Source organism: Fibrobacter sp. UWB12 (assembly GCF_900142485.1).
Lineage (GTDB): Bacteria > Fibrobacterota > Fibrobacteria > Fibrobacterales > Fibrobacteraceae > Fibrobacter.
In genome coordinates this window covers 49,661-67,122 of record NZ_FRAZ01000002.1, presented here as the reverse complement: position 1 = coordinate 67,122, position 17,462 = coordinate 49,661, and the positions used below count along the sequence as shown (strand labels likewise).

Annotated in this window: 14 protein-coding genes; 5 read left to right on the top strand and 9 right to left on the bottom strand. The window is 48.9% G+C overall.

What is annotated here, in order from left to right; all coding sequences use genetic code 11:
• Positions 1–4: 4 nt before the first annotated feature.
• Both BUA34_RS02835 and murB read right to left on the bottom strand, forming a co-directional pair.
• On the bottom strand, positions 5–616 hold the full coding sequence (locus tag BUA34_RS02835) for a hypothetical protein (protein WP_072827248.1): 612 nt from the start codon (positions 614–616) through the stop codon (positions 5–7).
• Positions 617–649: 33 nt separating this feature from the next.
• Positions 650–1,585 carry a UDP-N-acetylmuramate dehydrogenase gene (murB, locus tag BUA34_RS02830; protein ID WP_072827247.1) on the bottom strand — a complete coding sequence of 312 codons (936 nt, stop codon included), beginning with the start codon at positions 1,583–1,585 and terminating at the stop codon, positions 650–652.
• A gap of 27 nt (positions 1,586–1,612) precedes the next feature.
• On the opposite strand from murB, the gene BUA34_RS02825 reads away from it, so the two are divergent.
• Positions 1,613–2,785: a CHC2 zinc finger domain-containing protein gene (locus BUA34_RS02825; RefSeq protein ID WP_072827246.1), complete on the top strand. Its 1,173-nt coding sequence runs from the start codon at positions 1,613–1,615 to the stop codon at positions 2,783–2,785.
• A 148-nt stretch (positions 2,786–2,933) separates the two neighbouring features.
• On the top strand, positions 2,934–3,224 hold the full coding sequence (locus BUA34_RS02820) for a GIY-YIG nuclease family protein (protein WP_072827245.1): 291 nt from the start codon (positions 2,934–2,936) through the stop codon (positions 3,222–3,224).
• Positions 3,225–3,340: 116 nt separating this feature from the next.
• On the opposite strand, the gene BUA34_RS02815 is transcribed toward BUA34_RS02820, so the two are convergent.
• The 6 genes from BUA34_RS02815 to dnaX form a co-directional block, all read right to left on the bottom strand.
• Positions 3,341–4,660 (bottom strand): GspE/PulE family protein, encoded by a 1,320-nt coding sequence (locus BUA34_RS02815; protein WP_072827244.1) that lies wholly within the window; start codon positions 4,658–4,660, stop codon positions 3,341–3,343.
• A 232-nt stretch (positions 4,661–4,892) separates the two neighbouring features.
• Positions 4,893–8,057 (bottom strand): efflux RND transporter permease subunit, encoded by a 3,165-nt coding sequence (locus tag BUA34_RS02810; RefSeq protein ID WP_072827243.1) that lies wholly within the window; start codon positions 8,055–8,057, stop codon positions 4,893–4,895.
• 20 nt (positions 8,058–8,077) lie between these two features.
• Entirely contained in the window at positions 8,078–9,127 is a 1,050-nt protein-coding gene (locus BUA34_RS02805) for an efflux RND transporter periplasmic adaptor subunit (protein ID WP_072827242.1), read from the bottom strand.
• A 20-nt stretch (positions 9,128–9,147) separates the two neighbouring features.
• Positions 9,148–10,563: a TolC family protein gene (locus tag BUA34_RS02800; RefSeq protein ID WP_072827241.1), complete on the bottom strand. Its 1,416-nt coding sequence runs from the start codon at positions 10,561–10,563 to the stop codon at positions 9,148–9,150.
• A gap of 135 nt (positions 10,564–10,698) precedes the next feature.
• Entirely contained in the window at positions 10,699–11,007 is a 309-nt protein-coding gene (locus BUA34_RS02795; RefSeq protein WP_072827240.1) for a YbaB/EbfC family nucleoid-associated protein, read from the bottom strand.
• Between the two features lie 192 nt (positions 11,008–11,199).
• Positions 11,200–12,927 carry a DNA polymerase III subunit gamma/tau gene (gene dnaX, locus BUA34_RS02790; protein ID WP_072827239.1) on the bottom strand — a complete coding sequence of 576 codons (1,728 nt, stop codon included), beginning with the start codon at positions 12,925–12,927 and terminating at the stop codon, positions 11,200–11,202.
• Between the two features lie 328 nt (positions 12,928–13,255).
• On the opposite strand from dnaX, the gene BUA34_RS02785 reads away from it, so the two are divergent.
• The 3 genes from BUA34_RS02785 to BUA34_RS02775 all read left to right on the top strand — a co-directional run bounded on the left by BUA34_RS02785 (position 13,256) and on the right by BUA34_RS02775 (position 14,741).
• The gene (locus tag BUA34_RS02785; protein WP_072827238.1) at positions 13,256–13,639 is read left to right on the top strand and encodes a hypothetical protein; all 384 of its coding nucleotides are present in this window, start codon (positions 13,256–13,258) and stop codon (positions 13,637–13,639) included.
• 24 nt (positions 13,640–13,663) lie between these two features.
• On the top strand, positions 13,664–14,017 hold the full coding sequence (locus BUA34_RS02780) for a hypothetical protein (RefSeq protein ID WP_254794290.1): 354 nt from the start codon (positions 13,664–13,666) through the stop codon (positions 14,015–14,017).
• Positions 14,018–14,096: 79 nt separating this feature from the next.
• Entirely contained in the window at positions 14,097–14,741 is a 645-nt protein-coding gene (locus tag BUA34_RS02775; RefSeq protein ID WP_072827236.1) for a hypothetical protein, read from the top strand.
• Between the two features lie 181 nt (positions 14,742–14,922).
• Here BUA34_RS02775 and pheT read toward each other — a convergent pair whose 3' ends face one another.
• Positions 14,923–17,358, bottom strand: a complete 2,436-nt coding sequence (gene pheT / locus BUA34_RS02770) for a phenylalanine--tRNA ligase subunit beta (RefSeq protein ID WP_072827235.1) — start codon at positions 17,356–17,358, stop codon at positions 14,923–14,925.
• Positions 17,359–17,462 lie beyond the last annotated feature (104 nt).

Here is a 17,462-nt window from a genome sequence, read left to right as displayed (position 1 = left end):
ATGTCTAGGCTTGTTTGCAAACCGCAATAACGATAGAAGTTATAATAAATACGACAATTGCAATACCTATTGCAATTCTTTCCTTTTTACGGTACATTTTTACATCGTAGTCGGGGACATGTGTATTGACTATTTTTGCGCAAATAAATCCCTGTGCGGTGGCGTATCCGATGCATACTAAAAGTGGGATAAGCCCTTTGACGGATTGAGATATTTGAGGATGTTTGCTGGCAATATTTGCAATAGTGTTGGCGAATGGAAGGGTGAGGAAAAATAAAGCAAGATTGGCAACAAATATTTTGAAAAAGAAACTTAATGAAGATTTAGTCTCGCGCAAAACTTTATGATGAAGCAATGTTTGGATAATAGCTACATAAATATAACCGAATGCAGCTAGTCCAAAGATGAATGAACTCCACATGAATAAACCGGCCGGTTTGCGGTCATCTTCGACGCAGTTTTCTTGCGGGGCGGAAACGATGCTTGCTTCGTGCGTTTTTGTACTGTCATGATGTGGATTGTTTTTAAAGTTCGGATGCTCTTCGTTAGGAGCATCGCACCAAAGGCAACATGGCATGTCGTCTTCGTATTCCTTTCCGCATTTTTTGCAAATCATTGAGCGTTCCTTGAAATTTTTGCGTATAAAATATTAAAATTTCCCAAGCAATATAATTTCGCGTTTTAGTTGGATGCCGAATTTTTGGGCAACGGCATTTTGTACGTATTCGCTAAGCGCCTTGATGTCTGCTGCGGTTGCTCCGCCTACGTTTACGATGAAATTTGCATGGACGCGGCTTACTTCGGCGCCACCGATGCGGAACCCTTTTAATCCCGCCTGTTCGATGTAATAGCCCGGTGCGATTTGCGTGGGTGTGGCTGCAGCGCCTGCATCGAGGCGCTTGAAGGTGCTGCCGGCATTGGGCATGGAAAGTGGTTGTGAATTGCGGCGCTTTGTCATGCATTCTTGCATTTCGTTTTCGATATCCTTGACTGTTTTGCCGAGTTCTATGGCAGGCGTGAGCTGGAATGCGGCAGAAAGGATTGTTTCGGCGCTTTCTGCAGAAGTTACGGATGCCGCGAGTTCCTGAAAAATGCTGTGGCGGTAGGCGAATTTGCAGTCTGCGGCGTGTCTTGTGTGTACGTTCCCGGCGGCATCGATGCTTTCGACTTCAACGCAAGTTTGCGAAACATCTTGTCCATAAGCGCCTGCGTTCATGTAGATCGCGCCGCCGAGACTCCCGGGGATGCCTGCGAGTTTGTGGATGCCGGCAAGCCCTTCGTTAATGGTATAGCGGGCGAGGCGAGCAAGTGGCGTGGCGCCTTTGACGCAAATTTTCCCGTTGCCGAGATTCGTGATTTCCGAGAAAAACTTACCGAGCTGGATGATGACGCCGTTGTAACCGCGGTCTGAAACGAGCAAGTTTGTGCCTTTGCCGAGTATGTAGCTCGGGAGAGCGCGTTCTTTTGCGAATTGCAACGCCTCCTTGATATCGTCGATTGATTCAGTTTTGATAAAATATTTTGCAGGACCGCCTACTTTAAAGGACGTGTGCTCGTACATCGGTACATTTTCAAGAATAATCATGACGAAAATATATATATTCTTTGTGCAATGACAGAAGAGGAACTCAAACAATTTAAGGCGGCGCTCTCGATTACTGCAGTAGCGACTGCGCTAGGTGTGCCTGTGGTGCGTGGTCGTTGCCGTTGCTTTTTTCCGACTCGTCATTCACACGGCGATAGAACGCCTTCTGTTTCGTTCTCGGAAGAACGTGGAACTTTCCGATGCTGGGTCTGCGATGATGTCCGTGGCGATGTGATTTCGCTTGTCCAGATTGTCAAGAATTGTTCCTTTTTAGAAGCTTTGAACTGGCTCAAGGAAACGTATGGATTCTTGGTGCCTGGGGCAAAATCTCCGGTGCAAAATCGCGTGGCAACGACGAATCCTGCTTCTGCTACGGCGCAACCGAATAGTTCTCCTGCTCCGAATGTGTCGACTGCTCAAAATGCCGCACTTGTTGCAAAAGCTGCTATTCGTGATGCTGCTCTTGAATATCCTTCGCTAGAGCCCTCAAAAGAACTTGTCTCAGAAGATGAACGCAAGAAGATTATTCTTTCGTTCCTTAAAATGTTGAGCCCGGTCGATAAGACTCCGGCTGCATCATACCTTGCTCGGCGCCGCATTTACAAGCCTATTTGGGACAAAATGCTTTTGCGTACGATAATGGATTATGGCGCACTCAACAACAAGCTCAAGGAAACTTACGATTTGGAAGTCCTCAAGTACGTGGGACTTTTTAGCGAAAAAGGAAACTTGAGGTATTACAAGCATCCGCTGTTTTTCCCGTATCTCGACACCAAACGCCGTTCGTTTTATTTTCAAGCTCGAGCAATCGATAGCACTGTTGTTCCGAAGGAACTGAATTTGCGCGGAACGGTTCCGTTCCCCTACAACGTTTCGGCTCTTGATGGAAGGCCTGGCTGGGTTTACCTTTGCGAAGGCGTGGTCGACACGCTTACATTTTTGGGGCAACGCATTGCTGCCATTGGAATTCCTGGAGTGCGCTCATTCAAGACCGAATGGTTACCGCTTTTCAAGAATAAGAGCGTTGTGCTTTGTTTGGACAAGGACGAAGCGGGCCGCAGTGGTACGGAGTATTTGCAGACTGTTTTTGCGCAGGCGGGAATTCGCACGGTTGTGCTTGGCGATGGTGTCGATCAGTTCGGTAAATTGTCAATGAAAGAAGGCGAAGACATCAACGATTGGTTTGGTGGGAAAAAGTAGCCCCTGTTGAACGCTGTCATCCTGGAACCTGTCATTCTGGAGGCACGGAGTGCCGATAGAAACCATTATTTCTTGAATAGCATTTGACGATAGGATCCATTGCTTTTTTTAAGTTAGCATTTGTATATTCCTTTATGAAGGGGTTTGCATATGCAAAAAAAAAGGATTCACTTATATTTTATTTAACCATATAAATGGAACTTTGTATGTTGGTGTAACTAGTAATTTAAAAGAGCGTATTACGCAACACAAAGAAAAGTCTTTTGATGGTTTTACTAAAAAATATGGTGTAGATAAATTGGGATATTTTGAAGAGCATACGGATATGCGGCATGCTATAGAACGAGAAAAGTCTATGAAAAATTTGTTAAGGGAAAAAAAGATTGAGTTGATACAATCAATGAATCCTGATTGGAACGACTTGTTCTATAAATTATAATGGACCCTATCAGTCCTCTATCCCCTTACAGGGGCTAGAGTCCTTCCAGGGTGACATAACATTGTACTGTCATTCTGAAGGTCCGTAGGACCGATTGAATCCATCAAATTTAGTGACTATAATCCTAGCACTCTCATAATTTCTTCTTCGGTGGTGATTTCTTGTTGGATGAGGTGTGCTGCGTTTTCTTGCATGGTGCCGTCGGCGTAGGTGTTATTGGGTAAGAGTAATTCACAGACAACGGTTCTGCCTTTGTAATGATGGGTGGACTTGCAAGACTCGTTTTTGTCTAGCTTTCTTACGAGGCGTTGTGCGAAAACTCCGAGCAAGGTTTCGTTTAAAATACTTTGAGAAATGCCGAGATCAATTAAGCGAGATGTTGCGGCTTTGGCGCTGTTCGTGTGCAACGTGCTCAATACGAGATGCCCTGTTTGTGCAGCTCGGATGGCGATTTGTGCCGTCTCTGTATCGCGTATTTCGCCAACGAGAATCACGTCTGGGTCTTGGCGTAAAATGGAACGCAATGCGACCGCAAACGTGAATCCGCATTTTTCGTTTACGGGAACTTGATTGGCTCCGCGGAGTTCGTATTCTACCGGATCTTCGATGGTCGTGACGTTTATTTTCCGCAGGATGATTTCTCGGAGTCCTGCATAAAGCGTTGTTGTTTTGCCGCTGCCGGTTGGGCCTGTTACAAGGAATAACCCTTGCGGTGCGCTGAAAATGCGGCGGAGTGCTTGGAGCGTTTTTTCGCTAAAGTCGAGACTAGCGAGCGTTTGTGCGGAATCATTTGCGGGGAGCAGTCGCAAAACGCATTTTTCGCCATTGCTAATCGGGATTGTACTTAAGCGCACGTTCACTTTCTCGTGAAAATCCTCAAATGCAAAACTCCCGTCGTGCGGCAAACGGCGCTCTGTGATATCGACATTTGCCATGACCTTCAAGCGTATCAAAACAGGTTCGGCAAGCCATTGCGGAAATGTGCGGTATTCCGTTAAAAGTCCGTCAATGCGGAAACGTACGCGGAGCGCGTCTGCCATCGGTTCAAGGTGAATGTCGGTTGCTTTTTTCTGCAATGCCTTGACGATAAGGCTATCGACGAGATTTATAATGGGTTCTGATTCCCAGGATGTGTTGCGCGATGCATCAAGTTGCTTGATGTCTTTGAACAAATCTTCATCATCGATAGATTCTGCGTGGCTGTGCATCAGCCGGATTTCGGCAGGGGTGTGTTCTTCGGGAATAATTTGTTGCTGCGTGATAAATCGGATTTTTTCAAGTAAAAGTTCGTCGCTTGCATTCGGTACTGCGATTTTCAGGGGCGCGGCGCTTTTTTCATCGCTTTCCATGACACATTCTCCGCAGCACTCGGCTTCCGCCATTACTGCAATCCCGTTTTTCTGGCACCATTTTTTGGATAAAATTTTTGTATTCATCCCCGTAAAATACAATCAAAAAATTCTAAAAATCACTTTCATGCAAATTTTGCAACCTATGGTTTGCAAAGTAGTCAATGGTCGATGGTCATTAGTTGTTTGTTAAAGTTTGGCGGCGAAGCCGCGATTATAAAAAACAATGGCTAAATACTATTGACTAATAGCCAATGGCTATAAATGCAAAAAAGTCCCCCGGGTGGGGGACTTTGCGGAGTTGTCTAATGAAACTTAATTATGCCTTGCTGAACTTTGCCTTGACTTTGTTGGCTCCTTTCTTGGCCTTGCTAAAGAGGGCGTTCGGGAGCCAGAAGAATGTCGGCACAAGGAACATGGTAAGCACGGCTGACACGATCAAGCCACCCACAGAGGCGATACCCATCGGCTGCGTCATGGCGGCGACGTTACCACCGAGTGCGAATGCGAGCGGGAGCTGTGCAATCACGGAGGCAAGCGTTGCAAGCATAATCGGCTGGAACTTGGCTTTTGCGGCCGTAAGCACTGCCGAGCGGCGGCCCATGCTTCCACTACGCAACAGGCGGTTTGCTTCGTCCAGCAAAAGAATGGCGTTGTTCACCACCACACCAATCAACATAACGATAGCCATGAGGGCAATCATGGAGAGCGCCTTGCCGGTAAAGATAAGGGCGAGGAGCACACCGATAGCACCCATCGGGATGGTCGTCATAATGATGAACGGCTGGGCAAAGCTTTCGAGGAGTGCGATGAGCAAAATGTAGGTGAGGAGAATTGCCATCACGATTGCAGTCATGAATTCCTTCTGCATGTCGTTCTGCATGTCGGCGTTGCCACCGAAGCTGAATGTAATGCCTTCCGGGAGTTCGTCCTTCATGCTTGCAGTAAGTTGGCCAAGCTTGCCCATGATTTCACCGGTCGTGTGGCCAGGGAGCAAGTTCATCGAAACGTCTACACGTCTCATCTTGCGCTTACGGTCAATACGTGTCGGACCTGCACCATCTTCGATGTGGAAGAGTTCACTTGCACTCACGTAACCTTTAGGAGTCTTGACTGGCAGGTCTTCGATGTCGGCATGGCTCTGTCTATCCTTTTCCATCAAGCGTACGTAAACGTCGTATTCTTCACCGTCTTCGGTGTACTGGCCTGCTTCGAAACCGTTCACTGCGATGTAGTTGTAGTTTGCGACGGTTTCTAGCGTTACACCGTAGTCGGCAAGTGCTGCACGATTCGGAATCAAGCGGATTTCCGGCTTACCGGCTTCGTAACTTGTCTTGATATCCACGATACCGTCAATCTTTTCCTTGACGCGGTCAAGGACGATTTGAGAAGCCTTAATCACGGAGTCTGCATGGAGACCGCTCACTTCGAGCACCACGTCACCGGCGGAGTTGTTCTGCATTTCAGAGGCGGAGGTGGATTTCACGGAAATGTAGGCGTCAGGAATGTTGGCGAGGTACGGGCGGATGGAGTCGACGATTTCGTCGGTGCTGCGGTGTCTGCCCTTCCAGTCTTTCATTTTCTTCTTTTCCCAGTCCTTCAAGAGCCTTACACGCATGGTAGCCTGGTTTACGGTCGTAAAGCCGTTGGAACCACCCACGTTCATGCTGTAGTGGACAATTTCAGGAATATCCTTGACGCGGGATTCGATAATATGAGCCACGCTGTCGGTCGTTTCGATATTCGTACCTACGGGCATTTCGAGCTTGATGCTCATCATGCCTTGGTCCTGTCTCGGGGTAAGTTCAACGGTCAAGTACTGCGTAGCCATAAGGTACACGATAGCACATGTTCCTATAAGAGCCAAAACCTGGACAATCACGCCTGGAATAGAAAGGCAGAAACCAAGCATCTTCAAGTAGACAAAGCGTACACCGTTCAAGGCCTTGGGGAAAAGTCCCAACAAACTTCCGATAAAGCCCGGCTTTTCTTCGATGATGTTTCCGTTTTCGTCTTTCTTTTTACCCTTGAACAAGTAGGCGGCCATAAGCGGTGTAAGCGTAAATGTCACGAGGAGCGACACGAATGTTGCAAACACCATGGTCATACCGAATGTTCTAAAGAAGATACCTACGATGGACTTCATGAATGCGATAGGCACAAACACGCAGACGTTGGTGAGCGTCGAAGCCATGATGGCAATCATGATTTCAGAAGTGCCCTTGTAGGCGGCTTCCTTCGGGTCAAGGCCTTGGTTCAACTTGCTGTTGATGTTTTCAAGCACGACGATGGAGTTCGTCACCAACAGACCCACGGAACTCGAAAGAGCCATGAGGGACATCATGTTGATACCAAAACCTGCAAAGTACATGAGCGTGAAAGCGCCAATCACAGAAATCGGCATCGTGAGGGCTGCGATAATCATCGTAGAGAACTTGCCGAGGAACAAGAGCAAGAGGGCGGCGGTAAGCACGATGGCGATAATGATGTTTTGAATAACGTTATCGATAGATTCGTTCACAGCTTCGGACTTGTCGTAAATGAGCGTGAGCTTGAAGCCTTCCGGGAGAGTCTTGTTGACTTCTTCCAAACGCTTGAGCACGCCTCTGGAAACTTCCACGACGTTTGCGTCGGAGCGCTTCTTGATATCGAGTGCGACTGAGTTGATGCCGTTAAAGCGGGAAGTCGATGTAATTGTTTCGATGGTATCTTTCACGACGGCAATTTCAGAGAGCTTGACGACTCCCTTTTCCGTCGGAATTTCCATGTTGCGCATTTCATCGAGGTTCTTGAACTTACCTGCGGTACGCACAGACGTGTTCTTGTGCTTGCCGATAACTTCACCAATCGGGAGGTTAACGTTGGACATGCCGTAAAGGCCCATCATGGTGCCGATATCGACACCACGGTCCATCATCTTTTCCTTGTCGACTTCGATGGCAATCTGGCGGGTTGTACCACCGAAGATATCAACGCTTGCGACACCGGAAACAGAGGTGAAGAGCGGTTCAATTTCGTCTTCGACTTTCTGGCGGAGTTCCGTAGAGTTCAGAGGGCCGGTAAACGAAATTGCCATGATGGCGGCACCGTTAATATCGACCTTTGAAATAATCGGAGCCTGCACGGCATCCGGGAAGTCCGCAGAGGCGAGGTCCACCTTGGAACGCACGTCGTTTGCGGCAACGTCCACGTTCACGCCCATGTTGAACATGGCGACGATAATGCCGTAGTTTTCCAAGCAGATGGACTGCACGTAGTCGATACCGTCCACGAGTTCCACTTGTTCTTCAATCGGCTTGATAATTGTGGTTTCGATTTCTTCAGGGTTTGCGCCCTTGTAAATGATGGTGGCCGTAACCACGGGGACTTCGAATTTCGGCATCAAGTCCACCACCATCATAGAATAGGTATAAAGACCGAACACCACCACGGTCAAGATGACCATGAGCATGGTGATTGGTTTGTAAATACTGGCTTTAATCATTGACTATACTCCAGTGTCGATTATTCGACAATCAGCACCTTGTCGCCGTCGTTCATGCGGTTCTGGCCTTCGACCATCACGACATCGCCTTCGCTAAGGCCATCCTTGATTTGAATGTCGGTCTTGGTCTGCACACCGAGTTGCACAATTTTGCGCTTGGCCTTGCCTTCGTTATCGACAATCCAGACCGAGTTCACGCCGTTGCTATAGACAATGGCTTCGACAGGGACGGTAACGCCGGTGACTTCACGGGCGTCAATCTTTGTGGTGAGGTACATGCCCGGGAGGAGCTTACGGTTCTTGTTCTTGAAGGTCACTTCGACCGGGAAGAAACGCGTAATCGGGTCTGCGGCGAGCGGGATGAGGCTCACTTCACCGACGAGCTTTTCGCCGTTGAGTTCGATCGTTGCCTTAGCGCCCTTCTTGAAAAAGCCAATTTCGGAGCTCGTGACATTGAGCTTGAGGATTACCTTGTCGAGATTTGCGATGGTGAACATGGCGCCACCGACACCCGGAACTTCACCGACCTTGAACTTGACTTCGGTAATGGTGCCGGAGGACGGAGCGAGCACGAGCGTTGCGCGGCGTGCGGTTTCCATCTTCATCTTGGCAACGTTAATTTCGGTTTCGAGCTTGTCTACGTCTTGCTGAGAAACGCCACCCTTGGCCTGTACTTCTTTCAAGCGGGTGAGGGTCTTTTCTTGCATTTCAATGCCAGCTTTAGCTTCTTGGTAGCCTGTGTTGTCGCCTGTAAAGACGAATTCAGCAAGGACTTGGTCTTTCTTGACTTTGGAACCGACGCGGACATTGACTTTGGAAATCGGGTCGCTGAGTTTTGCGGTTGCTTTTGTCTGCTGGCTACCTTCGATGGTGCCGCTAAAGGCGCGGACGTCGGTAAGCTTGACAACGCCTGCCTTCACAACGCGAGCAGGCTTGCCATTGACCTTCTGGATTTCTTCGATGGTCGAAACTTTTTTCTCGGACTTGGCGTCTTTCTTGGCGTCGCCACATCCAGCGAGGAGGAGCGACAGGGCAGAAATAGTAATGATTGATTTTGTAATGGTCTTCATGATTGTCTTCCTCTTAAATCTTAGTATTCACCAGTGGCCTTGAGCAATGCGTTGTAGGCATTGTTCCAGTCAAGAACAGCCTTCATGTAGCCAAGCTTGGCCAAGCGAAGCTTCTGGCTTACGTCAAGAAGGTTGATTTGTGTTTCCGCACCGATTTGGTAGGCTGCTTCGGAGATTTCGTATCCGCGATTTGCCAAGTCTACCTGGCGTTTTGAAATTTCGATTTGATTCTGTGCGTCTTCCAAGTTGTTGACGCACGCCTCTATTTGCAGGCGGAATCCGCGTTCTGCAGTTTCTTTCATGAGTTGTGTGCTGCGAAGTTCTGATTTTGCTTGAACTACGGCTTCCTTGGTCTGCATGCCGTTGAAAAGGTTCATCGACAAATTTAAAGAAACGTACTTGTTGAGTTTGTCCCACTTCGGGGCATCCCATTCGGTAATCTTGTTTTGGTTATTGGCGTATTTGAGACCTCCGAGCAAGGCGATTGTCGGCTTGTAGCCGCCTTCTTCGATTTCGATATTCTTTTCTCTCATTTTTTCGGTGGCTTCGAGCATCGCCAATTCCCTACGGCGCTTTTTCACGCTGGCCATTGCCGTGTCCGGATAGGGGAGGTTTGCTTCGGGCATGCGAAGTTCACCGACGAACTGCACTTCGGAATCCCAATCCAGTCCCATCTTGTTGAGAAGAGCGTTCTTGGCGAGGATACGCAATTTCTTTGTCTTTTCGAGATTGGAACGCTGGCTTTCCAACTCAAGTTGTGCGCGAATCACATCGATTTCTTTACCAGATCCGCTTTGGAATTTCTGCGTGGCGATATTCAGATTTTCTTCAGTCTGCTTGATGCCTTCTTCTGTGATGGCGATATTTGAATCCAGGAGGATCAAACTGTTGAAAAGGCTATCAACGGCGTAGCGGATGCTAGACTTCTTGTCTTCGAGATTGACTTCTTCCATGTGCTTGTAGGCCTTGGCGATATCGATGGCGGTACCGACCTTGCCTGCAGCGTAGAGAATCTGGGTTACAGTGAGGCCCACGCTGGACTGCCAGCGGTAACCTTGAGATTTCATGCCGTAAATAAGCCCGTCCATGCCTGGACCAATAACGTTTTGGTCAAAAGCGTTTGCTTTGGGGTAGCCAGCATCGTCTTTTTTGCTAGCCATGTCTTTTGCGGCATCCGTAAAAACGGATGCTTTTTTTACATCGTCCAGTCCAAAAATACGGGTGACATTGGCGCTAAGGTCAATAGAGGGGTATGCGTTACCGTAGCCTGCATCAACTTGAGAAGATGCCTTGATGAGGTCTTCTTCAGCAGTTTTGACATCCGGAGAGTTTTCAATGGCGGTCTGGACCGCTTCATCTCGGGTGTAGGTTTTTGCCGAGGCTGGTACAATCAGCCCTAGTGCGAGGGCAGAAAGGACTAAAAATTTCCTTGACATTCGTTCTCCTGAATATAATTAACGGGCCAAATGTAAAAAAAAAGCGCCCTATTTATAAGGGTGCTTTTTTTTGAATTTGATGAAGCGCAAATTTTGGGGATGAAATGCAGCAAAATTTGCGAAATTTGATGAAAATTACATCAAACCGGGGATTTTCATGCCACCAGTGATGTCGGAAATGCTAGACTGGGTGGCGTCATCTTTCTTCTTGACGGCGGAGTTGACTGCAGCCATGATGAGGTCTTCGAGAGCTTCGACATCGTCTTTATCGACTGCGTCCGGATTGATTTTCACCATCGTGAGCACGCCTTTTCCGTTCATGGCGACCTTCACCATTCCGCCTCCGGCTTCGGCATCAAAGCTCTGTGCCTTGAGGTCGTTTTGGGCCTTAAGCATCTTGCTCTGCATTTTCTGAAGGTCCTTAAGCATTTTGCTCATATCCATGAATATATCCTCGCTTTTTGAGTGTATTAAAGGTTGTTTTTGTGCTCCAGAGGAAACACTAAAGTCGTTTATCGTTCGTAATTATAGAATTTTTATCTGGTTGGATCCTATCACTACACTACGTTTCGTTCCAGGATGACGTTTTTATTGTCACCCTGGAGGGAGCTTGCGACCGATAGGGTCCATGATAATCTACGCGTCGCAATCCTCGTCATCGCATTGTGCAACCAAGGCTGCTTTCTTGATTTTCTTGGTGAAGACGAGTTCGGTGGCAAACATTTGCTTGAGCCTTGCTAGCCCCGGTTCTTTTTCCAAGTCGAGTTCGTAGGGGCTCATCTTGGCGGCGCGTTGTTCGGCAAGTTCTGTTTCGGTAAAGGCTCGAGTGCGGATAGAAAGCGCAATTTTTGTCTGTAGGCGATCTTCCAAAATGCGTGTGACGCGTTCGACGTAGTCTTGGCGTTCCATCATCTGGCGGTAGCCCCAGTTGTCTGCGTTTTCTGTGGTGCCCGCGTAAGTAAGCGCAATCGGGAACGGGTTCATTTCGGGGTCGCCCGTTTCGAGAGTCGTATTAGCGATGGCTGCTGAAAATACGTAGTCACCGTCATTGGCGATGTTCGAAAGTATGGACGGCCAAGCGGCAGAAATCTCGTAACGTGAAAACGCCTGAACGCCACCCTGATCGTAGCCTGCAAACGGGTCATCATAAGACGCCTGGACTTCTTCCTGGGCGTCTATCATGGCGCTGACTTCAGTTACTTTTTTTTTTACCGCGTCGTTTTCGGCGCTTTTAGGATCGTTAATCGCTGCAAGAGCTTTTCGCAAATCGACCAGTCGGTCGAGCCAAGCCATTCGGGCGAAAGTCGTCTCGACGAGGAGGCGCGGGTTCGTGCTGTAGCGGAGCGTACCCTGCAAGTCGATAAGCATCTTGCTTATGCGGAGAATGTCACCGTTGGTGAGACTTTGTGCGCAGCTCTTGTACTTGGTGTAAAGCTCTTCGGTAATGTTGAGTGCATCTGGCGTGAATGCATCGAGGCGGGCGTAGAGCAAATTGCGGAGGAACTTGCCAAAGCCGTCGAGCAGCGGGATGAACTCGATACCGATTTTCACGGCGTCATCCACCATGCGGAAGCAACCCTTGATGTCGTGGTTTTCGATAGACTGGATGAGCGAGAAGAAAAGTTCTACAGGCGGGATGCCGAGGACGGAGCGGACTGATTCCGCAGTCATCTCGTTCCCGGTAAATGCGTATGCCTGGTCAAAGTAGGTGAGACCGTCACGCATGGAACCGTCGGCCTTTTCGGCAAAGATGTCGAGGGCTTCGTCGGTGGCCTTGATGCCTTCCTGTTCGCAAATGTAGCGGAGGCGGCTGCGGATTTGGTCAACGGTCAGGCGCTTGAAGTCAAAGCGCTGCACACGGCTCAAAATCGTCTGCGGGACCTTGTTGACTTCGGTCGTTGCAAAAATGAAAATCACGTGGGCGGGCGGTTCTTCGAGCGTCTTGAGGAGAGCGTTGAAGGCGCCTGTCGAGAGCATGTGGACTTCGTCGATAATGAAAATCTTGTACTTGCCGATGACAGGCGGGTACTGCACTCGATCAATCACATCGCGGATGTTGTCGACGCTGGTGTTGGAGGCCGCATCTATTTCATAGACGTCCATCGGGTTTCCGCCGGCGATATCCTTGCAGCTGTCGCATTCACCGCACGGGTGCAGCGGGTCAGAGCCCTTGCAGTTGAGCGTGCGGGCGAGGATGCGGGCGCTAGTAGTCTTGCCCACACCACGGGTGCCGGTAAAAAGGAATGCATGATGGAGACGACCGCCCTGAATGGCGTTCTCAAGAGTCTTTGCGATATGTTCCTGACCGACCATATCGCTGAATGATTGCGGGCGCCACTTACGCGCCATTGCGATGTATGCCATGCTGTTTAATATAGTAAAGTAATCAGGATTTTTTAGTTAAGAGTTTCTAGTTACTAGTTACCGACGTGTCATTCAGGAGTGGTATTCCTTGACCTAGTCATCTTGAAATCGTCATCCTCGACCTTGGAATAGGGGAGGGAATCCTGTAAAAACGCCTCTGTTTTTTGAAAAATTTTCTGATAAGGGTCGTGGTTGCTCCAAATATAAACCCATAATTAGTTTATGAACCTTTGTTTACTAATCACTTTTTTTCGTATTTTTAAAACGTAAATATTTAAAATTTGTCATATCGCTTTTTAAGCGGATGACTATGCAAACAGAGGTTCTTATGAATTTTGATATGGCACTTTTGATTTTGTGCTGGCAGACAGCCTGCCTTTCGCATAACCACGAGAATGAACAGCTTTTGCCGGGGGCTACTTCGGCAACGGAAGCGGAAAGTGCTGAACTTGACAAAATTCATGACGAAGTGACTCCGAACGCTAGTTGGGACGAATTCAACAACCTTTATGCAGGTTACAAGTCGGCAAGTGACCGCACAAAGGCTTGCGTCAAGGCGCTCCAGTCGGCTTCAAACGATTTTAAAATTCAGGTGACGAACTGCATGGTCCGTATTGCGAACGCATCTCGCGAAGATGACAATGAGAGCAACATGTCGCCCGAAGAATATGAATTTATCAAGAATGTACGTGAGCAGCTTGGACTGAATTAAGTCCAAACTTGGGGGAGTGTGTTTGTGGTTCATTCATTAAAAATCATCGTAGTTTCTGTGCTTGTTGGGAGCGTATATTGCGCTGCGCAACTTGCATTAAAACCTGCAGTTGAAACGGATAATGTCCCTACAATTGAAGATCAGTACTTGATTTTTAAACCTGCTGAAAATGAATTTCGCGATGAAACTCCAGAGCTACCGAAAACAATTCCAGCAGGGTTCCATAACCCAACGATTTTGATAGGCTCTGAAGATAGAAAGAACGTTAATGAGGCTATGTCCAAAGTCGGGAAAGGTCTTTGCTACGGCTCGATTGCAGCCATGATTTTGTCGGGCGGTAACGTTCCAATCCTTTGTGAACAACACGGAACTCACTAGATTTCTTTTTTTACTTGTTTATTGGATTTTTCTATAATTTGGAAACTTATAATGTTTTCACAAAAAACTTGGAGGTGGTGTGAAAAAGCTGAAACTAATTCTTGTTACGCTGATTGCTTGCCCTTTCTTGACAGGGTGTGCTTTAATCTTTTTATTATTCTCTTCTTCGCCAAGTAATTCGGTGGAGGAATCTTGGACAAAAAAGCCCTCTAAGGTGAATATCGTGTTCACGGATCCGTTTCTTGATAATCCGGAAAAATTTGATCAAGATATCCCGGAATATCCAGGTCGATTCAATGACTGGTTCATTGCAGAACTTATATCTGATTTGGAAAATCGGACATCGGGTATTCATTACTCTATGAAAAGAATCCCTAAGGATAAAATTAAAATTGAAAAGGTCCTTCATAAAGATGAGGGCGTGAATGCGCCTGTATTTACGGAAATGGATAAATCGGCTGAAATTTATCTTGTCCTGGATAGTCTTTGGATTGGAGGGACGAGGAAGGAAACTTCATGTGAGACTCATGGTGTTTGTGAAAGGTTGTATTTAACGGCTAAGGGTAATTTTGCTTACTATGATGCAAAGAGTGGCAAAAGAGTTGCCTTCGGTACAATTCTGTCCAATTCAACGTATAGGGGTATGATAACTCGCGGCAACTGGACGGGTATGGTTAACTTGACGAGTAAAAAGGTTCTGTTGGGTACGCCGTTAGAAAAGTGAATTTTGCTTGAAAAGCAAAAAGAGTTGGTCGCGTGACCAACTCTTTTTTGTGAATTTAACTGAATGGGGCAAGCCCCAACCTCTTTGGCTCGGTCATATCCATGCAAGCATGGCTGCGACACTCGCCTTCTGAGGTTGTCCCTCACTCTGTTCGAGGAGACGGGATGCGCCGCAGTTGCTGTTAGCGGAGAACGATGTCGCCGTTTTGAACGAGCTTGTCGCGAAGCTTGTTGTGAGCCTTGTTGACTTCGTCGTCCGTGAGCGTGCGGTCCATAGCCTGGTAGGTGAGGCTGTAAACCATGTTCTTCTTGCCGGCTTCAATCTTTTCGCCTTCGTAGATGCTCTTGAGAGTGATCTTTGCGAGGTTCTTCGGGTTGAGAGCCTTGATGCGGGCGAGCACATCTTCGTGAGTCATCGACTTTGCAACTTCGATAGAGATGTCGCGGGTCGAAGGCACTTGGCGGCTGAACGGCTGGAACACAATCTTCTTGTGGCTTTCGTGTTCCATCTTGTCCATGTCGGCTTCCATCACGTAGGTCTCGTAGCTGATTTCGTTAGCCTTGAGGCAGTTCGGGTGGAGTTCGCCCATCGTTCCAAGTACCGTGCCGTTGCAGACGATTTCGGCCTGCTTGCCCGGGTGGAGGAATAGTTCCGGCTTTGCGGCGGCGCGGAATTCCACGACGAGGCCGAGACGCTTGAAGAAGCTCTGGACAAAGCCCTTGAAGGCGGCAAAGTCAATCTGCTTCGGCTTGTCGTTGAGCGGGTCCACGTCAAAGTTACCGGCGATGGTGAGGGCGACGAGGTTGGATTCGTCAAAGCCCGTATCGCGTTCGTCCTTGCGGTCGCGCTTGAACTGTCCCTTGGCAACTTCAAACAGACGAACAGAACCCGGACGGTTCTTTTCGTTTTCAGCAACGGCCTTGAGCAAATTCGGGAGAAGGCTCGTCGGCACAGCACCGAGTTCTTCGGAAAGCGGGTTCAAGAGGAGAGCCGGCTTGCTGCGACGGTCGTCACTTTCTGGGCCAAAGAGGGCTTCGGTGCGGGCCTTGCTCGTGAAGCGGAGGCTCAAGCATTCGTGGAGGCCCATGGCAGAAAGCGTCTTGCGGATCTTGCGGTTCAAGACTTCGATAGCCGGGAGTTCGTTCGGCTGCATCGTGAACTTCGGCAAGCTGTACGGAATGTTGTCAAAGCCGATGAGGCGAGCGATTTCTTCGATGAGGTCAACTTCGCGTTCGAGGTCCGGGCGGAAGCTCGGGATCTTGAACGTGAGAGATTCGGCGTCCTTCTTCACGACTTCGAGAGCGATACCCGTGAGGAACTTTTCAATCTGTTCGGCGGAAACTTCCATGCCGATGACCTTGGCGGCGCGAGCGACGCGGAGCGTGACCTGGTTGTTTTCCTTCTTGTGGTCTTCGCCGGTGTATTCGACGGAACCCTTGAGGATGCGGCCACCAGCGACTTCCTGGATCATGGCGCAAGCGTATTTGCTGTATTCGTCCTGCGTAGCAAAGTCGATTTCGCGTTCGAAGCGGTAGCTGGAGTCCGTAGAGATGCAGAGGCGCTTGGCCTGCTTGCGGATAACGGTCGGGTTGAACCAGGCGCTTTCGAGGAACACGTTCTTCGTAGCGTCGACGATTTCGGATTCGACACCGCCCATAACGCCAGCGACGCAAGCCGGACGGTCACCGTCGCAAATCACGAGGTCGTTTTCGATGAGTTCGTGTGCAGTGTGGTCGATCGTTTCAATATGCTCGCCCTTGACGGCGCGGCGGACCTTGATCTTGTTTCCGTGGAGCTGGTCCATATCAAAGCTGTGGAGCGGCTGACCGACGTCCATCAAGATGAAGTTCGTGATATCGACGACGTTGTTGATGCTGTTCATGCCGACAGCGTGCAAGAGTTTAGCAAGCCATGCCGGAGACTTTTCAACCTTCACGTCCTTGATGACGCGACCCACATAGCGGGAGCAACCGCAGCCCGGAACGACTTCGAGGCTGATGGCGGCGCTTGCGTCTTCGGAATCTTCCTTGAAGTTGTAAGCGAGCGGCTTGAGCGGACGGTTAAACTTGGCGGCGAGTTCGCGAGCGACACCGCGGTGGCTAAGAGCGTCTGGGCGGTTCGGCGTGACGTTCAGTTCGAAGCAGACGTCGTAGAGGCCGAGGCTAACAAACGGCGTACCTGCCGGAATGCTGTCATCGAGAACCATGATGCCGGCGTGGTCGTCGGAAAGACCGATTTCGTCTTCGGCGCAAATCATGCCGAAGCTTTCGACACCGCGAATCTTGGATTTCTTCATCTTGAGCTTGGTGCCGTCGGGGAGCGGGAGTTCTGCGCCAATCGGGGCGAGCACAACCGTCTGGCCTGCAGCGACGTTCGGGGCTCCGCAAACAACCTGGATGGTGTTCGTGCCGTCGTTCACGGTAGTGATGTGCAAGTGATCGCTATCCGGGTGCGGATCGCAAGTGAGAACCTTTGCAACGAGCAACTTGTCATAGACCTTGCCCGGTTCTTCCATGCCTTCAACTTCGAGACCGATGGAGGTGAGCGCCTTTGCGACATCTTCCGCAGATTCCGGAAGGTCAACGTGACGTCTAAGCCAATTCAAAGAAACTTTCATTTTATTACCCTTTGTGGCACGAAACTTGCGTAAGTCCCGGCGTTTTGCCTAGATGGTCCGCAAAATCCATGCCTGCTTAATTTTTCGGCGTAAATGTAGAAAAT

What these genes read in the sequence shown, in the direction of transcription:
- BUA34_RS02835 (WP_072827248.1), bottom strand. Translation starts at nt 616, where the DNA reads ATGATTTGCAAAAAATGCGGAAAGGAATACGAAGACGACATGCCATGT.
- murB (WP_072827247.1), bottom strand. Translation starts at nt 1,585, where the DNA reads ATGATTATTCTTGAAAATGTACCGATGTACGAGCACACGTCCTTTAAA.
- BUA34_RS02825 (WP_072827246.1), top strand. Translation starts at nt 1,613, where the DNA reads ATGACAGAAGAGGAACTCAAACAATTTAAGGCGGCGCTCTCGATTACT.
- BUA34_RS02815 (WP_072827244.1), bottom strand. Translation starts at nt 4,660, where the DNA reads ATGAATACAAAAATTTTATCCAAAAAATGGTGCCAGAAAAACGGGATT.
- BUA34_RS02810 (WP_072827243.1), bottom strand. Translation starts at nt 8,057, where the DNA reads ATGATTAAAGCCAGTATTTACAAACCAATCACCATGCTCATGGTCATC.
- BUA34_RS02805 (WP_072827242.1), bottom strand. Translation starts at nt 9,127, where the DNA reads ATGAAGACCATTACAAAATCAATCATTACTATTTCTGCCCTGTCGCTC.
- BUA34_RS02800 (WP_072827241.1), bottom strand. Translation starts at nt 10,563, where the DNA reads ATGTCAAGGAAATTTTTAGTCCTTTCTGCCCTCGCACTAGGGCTGATT.
- BUA34_RS02795 (WP_072827240.1), bottom strand. Translation starts at nt 11,007, where the DNA reads ATGGATATGAGCAAAATGCTTAAGGACCTTCAGAAAATGCAGAGCAAG.
- dnaX (WP_072827239.1), bottom strand. Translation starts at nt 12,927, where the DNA reads ATGGCATACATCGCAATGGCGCGTAAGTGGCGCCCGCAATCATTCAGC.
- BUA34_RS02785 (WP_072827238.1), top strand. Translation starts at nt 13,256, where the DNA reads ATGAATTTTGATATGGCACTTTTGATTTTGTGCTGGCAGACAGCCTGC.
- pheT (WP_072827235.1), bottom strand. Translation starts at nt 17,358, where the DNA reads ATGAAAGTTTCTTTGAATTGGCTTAGACGTCACGTTGACCTTCCGGAA.